The 1699-nt window shown below is 75.9% G+C and carries 1 protein-coding gene and 1 pseudogene; both read left to right on the top strand.

The window, feature by feature from the left end:
• The first annotated feature begins 158 nt into the window (after nt 1-158).
• Entirely contained in the window at nt 159-1205 is a 1047-nt protein-coding gene (locus tag JNW89_RS36065) for an ATP-binding cassette domain-containing protein (protein ID WP_238452411.1), read from the top strand.
• Nucleotides 1163-1699, top strand: a pseudogene (locus tag JNW89_RS36060) (ABC transporter permease subunit); the annotation flags it as partial. The gene JNW89_RS36065 and the pseudogene JNW89_RS36060, both read left to right, overlap by 43 nt.

The raw sequence follows: 1699 nt of genomic DNA, 5'->3' as shown, positions 1-1699 counted from the left end.
GGCCACGGGACGGCGGGACCAGGGGGACGGGCGGAACGGCGAAGCGGCGGACGGCGGGACGGGCGGGACGGCGGGGCCGGAGCACCTGACCAAAGTCGGGTCCGGCGGACGCCGATCGGCAGCGGCGGCGCCGGCCCGTCGGTTCCTACCGTCAACGCATGATCACACTACGTGGGTTGACGAAGCGGTTCGGGACGGTGACGGCCGTCGACGACCTGACCGTCGACATCGCACCCGGGCGGGTCACCGGGTTCCTCGGCCCCAACGGCGCGGGCAAGTCCACCACCATGCGGATGGTGCTCGGCCTGGACCGGCCCACCGCCGGTCGGGTCCTGGTCGCCGGGCGGGCGTACCGGGAGCTGCGCCATCCGCTGCGGGAGGTGGGGGCGCTGCTCGACGCCCGGGCGATCCATCCGGCGCGGGCGGGCCGGGCGCACCTGCTGGCGATGGCCCGCAGCAACGGCATCCCGGCCCGGCGGGTCGACGAGGTGCTCGCCGTGGCCGGCCTGGACGACCGGGCCGCCGCCAAGCCGGGACGGACCCTGTCGCTCGGCATGGCACAGCGGCTCGGCATCGCCGCCGCGCTGCTCGGCGACCCGCCGGTGCTGATGTTCGACGAGCCGGTCAACGGCCTCGACCCGGACGGGGTGCGCTGGATCAGGCAGCTCACCGCCGACCTCGCCGCCGAGGGACGGACCGTGCTGCTCTCCAGCCACCTGATGAGCGAGATGGAGCAGACCGCCGCCCACCTCGTGGTGATCGGCAAGGGCCGGCTGATCGCCGACGCGCCCGTCGCGGAGGTGCTCGCCACGGGCGCCACCGCCGCCCGTGCGGGTCCGCGGGCCACACCCGGAGGGGCTGGCCGCGCTGGCCGGACGGCTCACCGCCGAGGGGTACGCGGTCACGGCCGAGGGCCGCGCGGCCTGGCCGTCACCGGGGTCACCGCCGACCGGGTCGGCGACCTGGCGTACGAGCTGGGGGTACCGCTGCACGAACTGAGTCCGGTGGCCGTCACGCTGGAACAGGCGTTCATGCGGCTGACCGGCGACGCGGTCGAGTACGCGCGGGAGGTGCCCGGTGACCGCCCTCTCCCCCGCCCGCCCGCGCCCGGGGCGGTGGTCTCGCCGGCGCGGTGGCCGCCGAGTGGACCCGGCTCTGGTCGGTGCGGGCCACCTGGTGGACCCTGCTGGCCGGGGTGCTGCTGATGGCCGCCACCTCGGCCCAACTGGCGATCTACGCGGCCAACGCCAACACCAACGACGACCCGGCCGACGACCGGGGCGTGGTCACCGTCGGCAACGTGCTGGTCGGCGCGCTGGAACTCACCCAGTACGCGGTGCTGGCGCTCGGCCTGCTCGCCATCACCAGCGAGTACGCCACCGGCACCATCCGCACCACCCTGCAGGGCACCCCGTCGCGGGGCCGGATGCTGCTGGCCAAGGCGGTGGTGGCCGGCGCGGTGACGTTCGCCTTCGGGCTGCTGCTCGGCCTGGTCGGGTGCTCGCGGCCCGGCCGCTGCTCGGCGACTGGGGGCGGCGCCGCTGGCCGGGACGCTCGGCGACGTGCTGGCGACGGCGACGTACCTGGCACTGGTGGGGGTGCTGGCCCTCGGGCTGGGGGCGGCGCTGCGCAGCGCGGTGCTCACCCTCACCGTGCTCTTCGCCGTCCTGATGATCGTGCCGCTGTCGTTGCGGGAGCC

The organism is Micromonospora sp. 4G55, from assembly GCF_016803375.1.
This window is presented reverse-complemented; position numbering and strand designations above follow the sequence as displayed.